Origin of the sequence: Streptomyces triticisoli (assembly GCF_003270085.1) — a bacterium.
In the GTDB taxonomy this organism is placed as follows: Bacteria; Actinomycetota; Actinomycetes; order Streptomycetales; family Streptomycetaceae; genus Streptomyces; species Streptomyces triticisoli.
The window spans coordinates 1-5,274 of sequence record NZ_QFDQ01000236.1 but is presented as its reverse complement, the minus strand read 5'-3'; the positions used below and the strand labels follow the sequence as shown (position 1 = coordinate 5,274).

The window sequence follows — 5,274 nt, the reverse complement described above, 5'->3', positions numbered from 1 at the left end:
CGGCCGCCCACGCCGCCGCCCCGCCCGCGCGGCTGCCGGCGCCCGGGGCGCCGCTGCTCGACGTCTCCGCCCAAGCCCACGCCGACTGGGAGGTGCGTCTCTTTGCTTCCTGAAACCCCTCACCCCGACCACCCGCACCCGCACCCCCACCCGCTCGTGGAGGCGTCCGGCGGGCTGCCCCGCGAGCCCGGACGTCCGCTGCGGATCGGGCTCGGCGGCCCGGTGGGATCGGGCAAGACCGCACTCGTGGCCGCCCTGTGCCGCTCGCTCGCCGGTGAGCTGCAGGTGGCCGTGGTGACCAACGACATCTACACCACCGAGGACGCCGACTTCCTGCTCCGCAACGGCGTCCTGCCCGCCGAGCGGGTCCGTGCGGTCGAGACCGGCTGCTGCCCGCACACCGCCATCCGCGACGACATCTCCGCCAACCTGGAGGCCGTCGAGGACCTCGAACGGAGCCTGCCGCCCCTGGACCTGGTCCTCGTCGAAAGCGGCGGGGACAACCTCACGGCCACTTTCAGCAGGGGGCTGATCCACCACCAGATCTTCGTCATCGACGTCGCGGGCGGCGACAAGGTGCCCCGCAAGGGCGGCCCGGGCGTCACCTCCGCCGACCTGCTGGTCGTCAACAAGACCGACCTGGCCGACCGGGTGGGCGCCGACCTGGCGGTGATGGCCCGCGACGCCAAGGCCCAGCGCGGTGACCGCCCGGTGTGCTTCCTGTCCCTGGTCGAGGACCCCGCGGCGCGGGAGGTCACCGCGTGGGTGCGTTCCCTGCTGGCCCCGGCCGGCGGGTGAGGTCCGCCGTGCACCAGGCACAGGCCCGGCTGGCCACCGCACACGATGCGCGGCCCGGCGCACGGCCGCGCACCCGCCTCCAACTGCTGCGCTCCCACTGGCCCCTGATGCTGCGGCGGACCCTGCTCGGCGAACGCCGCACGGTCACCGCCTGGGCGGAACGCGACGCCGCCGCCCTGGGTGTCCACCTCGCGGCCGGCGGCGCGGGTCCGGTCGGCGGCGACCGGCTGGGCCTTGAGGTGCGGGTCGGCGCCGGCAGCACGCTCGTCCTGGGTGAGGTCTCCCCCACCGTGCTGCTGCCCGGCCCGCACGGCGAGGAGTCCCGCTTCGACGTCGGCATCCGGGTCGAGGCCGGCGGGACCCTGGCCTGGCTGCCCCAGCCGGTGATCGCCGCGCACGGCTGCCGCCACCGGACCGCCGTCCACGTCGCGCTGGCCGCCGGTGCACGGCTGCTGCTGCGCGAGGAGGTGCTCTTCGGCCGGTACGGCGAACAACCCGGCGCGCTGCGCCAGCGGTTGCGGGTGGAGGTCGAGGACCGTCCGCTGTACGACCAGGAACTCGCCGCAGGGCCGGACGCGCCCGGCTGGGACGGCCCGGCGGTCACCGGCGGCCGGCACGCCGTCGGGTCCGTGCTGCTCGTCGACCCCGCCGCCGACCCGCACGCCCGCACCGACGACGACGGCGGCGGCGGCGGTGCGGACAGCGCGGTCATGGCGCTGCCCGGGCCCGGCCTCCTGATCAGCGCGCTCGCCCCGGACTCGACGGCCCTGCGCCGCCGGCTGGATGCCGCCTTGGACGGCGTCCTCGCCGCTCCCCCGTCGCCGGACCGCGCACCGCGCGCCGCGTGCGCGGTACGCGGTTCCAGCGTCTGATCACCTGCGGGTGCCGCGGGCCGGACGACTGGGAGCAGGACAAATGGGTACCCACGTGATGAATACACGCAACGCTCGTCGGGCTCCGGCTGGTCCTGCCGGCCTCAGGGCGAAGGGATTCCGGTCATGACTGACGACATGAGCAAGTCCGTTCGCGAGGAGGCCCGCCCGGCCGACCCCCGGGCGGCGGGCTTCGCGGACCCGGCCCCGCTGGGGCTGGCGGGATTCGCGATGACCACGGTCCTGCTGTCCATCCTCAACGCCGGCCTGATCGAGGAACCCGCCGCGATCCTCCCGGTGCTGGGGCTCGCGGCGTTCTACGGCGGACTCGCCCAGTTCATCGCGGGCCTGTTCGAGTACCGTCGCGGCGACACCTTCGGCGCGACCGCGTTCGTCTCCTACGGCGCGTTCTGGTTGACGTACTGGTGGCTGGTGCCGCGCGTGGCCACCGTCGACACGCACAACGGCCTGGGCCTGTTCCTGCTCGCCTGGGGCATCTTCACCGCCTACATGGCGGTGGCCGCGCTGCGCACCAGTCTCGCCGTCTTCGCGGTGCTCCTGCTGCTGACCGTCACCTACATCCTCCTGGCCGTCGGAGAGTTCCAGGGCGGCCCGGGACCGCACGTCATCACACGGATCGGCGGCTGGTTCGGCATCGCCACGGGCCTGGTCGCCTGGTACGCCTCGGCGGCCGCCGTCATCAACGCCTCGCACCGCCGGACCCTGCTGCCCACCTGGCCCCGCTGAGCGGGCGGGCCGGCCGGCGGGGTCAGCGGGAGAGGAAGTCCAGCAGGTCCTGGTTGAAGCGCTGCTTGTCGCCGTCCACCATGGCGAGGCCGTGGCTGCCGCCCTCGTACACCTTCAACTCGGCGCCGGAGACGATCCGTGCGGCTTTGCGGCCGGTGGCGTCGAGGGGCACGATCCGGTCGTCGTCGCCGTGCACGACCAGGGTGGGGATGTCGAACTTCTTCAGGTCCTCGTGGAAGGGCGTGGTGCCGAAGGCGTCGACACAGGCGACGGCGCCCTCGATGGTCTGCGCCATGCCCATGTGCCAGAACGCGTCCTTGTTGCCCTGGGTGACCCTGTTCCCCGGGCGGTCGGCGGAGAAGAAGCCCTCGGCGGTGTCCTTCCAGAACTGCGAGCGCTCCTTGAGGATGCCGGCCCTGATGTCGTCGAAGACGGACTGCGGGACGCCCTCGGGGTTGTCGGGACCCTGCAGCATCAGCGGAGTGATGGCGGAGAGCAGAACGGCCGAGCGCACGCGTCCGGTGCCGTGGCGGCCGATGTACCGTGCGAGTTCGCCGCCGCCCATGGAGTGCGCCACCAGCGTGACGTCCCGCAGACCGAGGTGGGTCAGCAGGTCGTCGAGGTCGTCGGCGAACGTGTCGAAGTCGTAGCCGTCGTAGACCGGGGTGGAGCGGCCGTGACCGCGGCGGTCATGGGCGATGCCCCGGTATCCGGCGTCGGCGACCGCCTTGAGCTGGTCCTGCCAGGCGTCCCCGTTCAGGGGCCAGCCGTGGACGAAGACCACCGGACGTCCCCGGCCCCAGTCCTTGTAGAAGATCTCGACCCCGTCGCGCGTGGCACACACAGGCATGCTCATCACCTTTCGCTCAGCCGGGGGAACGGGCACGCCTTCGGGCGGATCGTGCCTCTCCCCCATGGTCCCCTTCCCGGCCCGGGGCGATATCGCGCGATAACGGGGTACACGGTGAGTGAGGCACTATCCGCCACGGGAGGCGGTCATGATCGTCCTTGGCGTCATCCTGCTCGTCGTCGGCTTCGTCACCGGCATTTCGGTCCTGTGGACCATCGGCATCGTTCTCGCCGTGATCGGCGCGATCCTCTGGCTCCTGGGGACCCTGGGCCACGCGGTGGCCGGCCGCCGCCACTACTGGTGAGCGACCCGCGTCCCCGGCCTCGACCACCTGTCACGAGGAAAGGCTGGGACACATGAAGCAGCGCAGGCTGCGGGACCTCCGCGTGTCGGCCATCGGCCTCGGCTGCATGGGGATGTCCGCCTTCTACGGGACCACCGACGAGGACGAGGGCATCAGGACCATCCGGCGCGCCCTGGAGCTGGGCGTCGACTTCCTCGACACCGCCCAGCTCTACGGGCCGCTCACGAACGAGTCACTGGTCGGCCGGGCCATCAGGGGACATCGCGACGAGTACGTGATCGCCACGAAGTTCAACTACCGGATGGACCACGCCGTACCCGGCGACATGAGCACGATCGGCCCGCAGGACGGCTCGGCCGATCACGTACGAGGCTCCGTCCACGGCTCGCTCGAGCGGCTGGGGACCGACCGCATCGACCTGTACTACCAGCACCGCGTCGACCCCGACGTGCCGATCGAGGAGACCGTCGGCGCCATGGCCGAGCTGGTCGCGGAGGGCAAGGTGCGCCACCTCGGCCTGAGCGAGGCGGCGCCGGAGACCATCCGCCGCGCGCACGCCGTCCACCCGATCACCGCGGTGCAGACCGAGTACTCGCTGTGGACGCGTGACGCGGAGGAGGGAGTTCTGCCCGTGTGCCGGGAGCTCGGCATCGGGTTCGTTCCCTACTCGCCGCTGGGCCGCGGCTTCCTCGCGGGCCGGTTCGCCTCCCCCGACGAGCTCGACGAAGGGGACTTCCGGCGCGGTGGACCCCGCTTCACCGGCGACAATCTGGAGGCGAACCTCCGGCTCGCGGCCAAGGTGAGGGAGATCGCCCAGGAGAAGGACGTGACTCCGGCGCAGCTGGCGATCGCCTGGGTACTGGCCCAGGGCGACGGCCTGGTGCCGATTCCCGGCACCAAGCGCCGTACCTACCTGGAGCAGAACGCCGCGGCCGTCGACGTGGTACTGACCGAGGACGACCTGGCACGCATCGACGCCGAACTACCCGAGCCCGCCGGGGAGCGCTACGACGAGGCCGGAATGCGCTCCGTGAACCGCTGACGCGGGACCGTGTCGGCTGACGCGGGACCGTGTCGGCGGGTGGCGTCGAGGCGGCTGCACGGTCGTACGGCGCGCGTTCAGCGCGGGTGACGGGAGCCGGCGCGGAAACCGACCATCCGCCAGATGCGGATCTCGCGCACGAGCCCGGGCATTTCCTTGATCAGCAGGGCGAGCACCAGCCCGCCCACGACGGCGAGCTCCGCCGCCACCACCTGCTTGCCCGTCATCCCCGTGCCGGCGCCCCCTTTCATCCGTTTCGCCTGCCTCATCGGCCTTCGCCTCGTCCGCCTCGCCTGTCTCTGCATCATCTGTCCCTCCTGCCCTGGCCTGTTGTCCCGTCCTGACTCCGGCGAGGCCGGTCACCCGGGCGAGATGTTCGGCATGATCTTCATGATCGCGTTGTGCTTCTTCCAGTGGATGCCCGTGGACCGCCGGGCGTCGGAGGTGCCGTCCTTGTGGTGGCCCGGCTGCCGCTGGTACGGGCCGAAGTTGCCCTGGTGCAGCCCGGTGACGTGCCCGGGGGTGTCGTGCTTCACATCGGGCCTGCCGACTCTGATCCTGCCCATCGTCTGCTCCTCCCTGTCGCGGCTCAGTCATGGCCGGCTCCGTAGGTGGGTGAGTGTTTTACGGTGAGTGTTCTGCCGTTGCCGGTGTACATGTG

General features: G+C 71.9%; 8 protein-coding genes and 1 pseudogene. 6 read left to right on the top strand and 3 right to left on the bottom strand.

Going from position 1 to position 5,274, the window contains the following annotated elements:
- From DEP02_RS35920 to DEP02_RS28330, 4 genes and pseudogenes are all read left to right on the top strand, one after another.
- Window positions 1–113, top strand: a pseudogene (locus DEP02_RS35920) (urease accessory protein UreF); the annotation flags it as partial.
- Window positions 103–798 (top strand): urease accessory protein UreG, encoded by a 696-nt coding sequence (ureG, locus tag DEP02_RS28340; RefSeq protein ID WP_438947806.1) that lies wholly within the window; start codon window positions 103–105, stop codon window positions 796–798. The pseudogene DEP02_RS35920 and the gene ureG, both read left to right, overlap by 11 nt.
- Before the next feature lie 8 nt (window positions 799–806).
- The gene (locus DEP02_RS28335) at window positions 807–1,670 is read left to right on the top strand and encodes an urease accessory protein UreD (RefSeq protein ID WP_232839309.1); all 864 of its coding nucleotides are present in this window, start codon (window positions 807–809) and stop codon (window positions 1,668–1,670) included.
- Between the two features lie 126 nt (window positions 1,671–1,796).
- Complete coding sequence (locus tag DEP02_RS28330; RefSeq protein WP_112470523.1) at window positions 1,797–2,417, top strand: acetate uptake transporter; 621 nt, start codon at window positions 1,797–1,799, stop codon at window positions 2,415–2,417.
- A gap of 22 nt (window positions 2,418–2,439) precedes the next feature.
- On the opposite strand, the gene DEP02_RS28325 is transcribed toward DEP02_RS28330, so the two are convergent.
- Window positions 2,440–3,267 carry an alpha/beta fold hydrolase gene (locus DEP02_RS28325; protein ID WP_112470525.1) on the bottom strand — a complete coding sequence of 276 codons (828 nt, stop codon included), beginning with the start codon at window positions 3,265–3,267 and terminating at the stop codon, window positions 2,440–2,442.
- A gap of 148 nt (window positions 3,268–3,415) precedes the next feature.
- On the opposite strand from DEP02_RS28325, the gene DEP02_RS34175 reads away from it, so the two are divergent.
- Together DEP02_RS34175 and DEP02_RS28320 are read left to right on the top strand one after the other, a co-directional pair.
- Window positions 3,416–3,571, top strand: coding sequence for a DUF6131 family protein (locus DEP02_RS34175; RefSeq protein ID WP_198668629.1), 156 nt, complete (start codon window positions 3,416–3,418; stop codon window positions 3,569–3,571).
- Between the two features lie 52 nt (window positions 3,572–3,623).
- The gene (locus DEP02_RS28320) at window positions 3,624–4,613 is read left to right on the top strand and encodes an aldo/keto reductase (RefSeq protein ID WP_112470522.1); all 990 of its coding nucleotides are present in this window, start codon (window positions 3,624–3,626) and stop codon (window positions 4,611–4,613) included.
- 77 nt (window positions 4,614–4,690) lie between these two features.
- Here the strand turns inward: DEP02_RS28320 and DEP02_RS34170 are convergent, their stop codons facing one another.
- Together DEP02_RS34170 and DEP02_RS28315 are read right to left on the bottom strand one after the other, a co-directional pair.
- Window positions 4,691–4,840 (bottom strand): hypothetical protein, encoded by a 150-nt coding sequence (locus DEP02_RS34170; protein WP_198668628.1) that lies wholly within the window; start codon window positions 4,838–4,840, stop codon window positions 4,691–4,693.
- A gap of 132 nt (window positions 4,841–4,972) precedes the next feature.
- Entirely contained in the window at window positions 4,973–5,179 is a 207-nt protein-coding gene (locus DEP02_RS28315; protein WP_112470521.1) for a hypothetical protein, read from the bottom strand.
- Window positions 5,180–5,274: the final 95 nt, after the last annotated feature.

Bases quoted from the DNA above. Each gene is read 5' to 3' on its own strand.
- DEP02_RS28330 (WP_112470523.1), top strand. From the start codon at position 1,797: ATGACTGACGACATGAGCAAGTCCGTTCGCGAGGAGGCCCGCCCGGCC.
- DEP02_RS28325 (WP_112470525.1), bottom strand. From the start codon at position 3,267: ATGCCTGTGTGTGCCACGCGCGACGGGGTCGAGATCTTCTACAAGGAC.
- DEP02_RS34175 (WP_198668629.1), top strand. From the start codon at position 3,416: ATGATCGTCCTTGGCGTCATCCTGCTCGTCGTCGGCTTCGTCACCGGC.
- DEP02_RS28320 (WP_112470522.1), top strand. From the start codon at position 3,624: ATGAAGCAGCGCAGGCTGCGGGACCTCCGCGTGTCGGCCATCGGCCTC.
- DEP02_RS34170 (WP_198668628.1), bottom strand. From the start codon at position 4,840: ATGACGGGCAAGCAGGTGGTGGCGGCGGAGCTCGCCGTCGTGGGCGGG.
- DEP02_RS28315 (WP_112470521.1), bottom strand. From the start codon at position 5,179: ATGGGCAGGATCAGAGTCGGCAGGCCCGATGTGAAGCACGACACCCCC.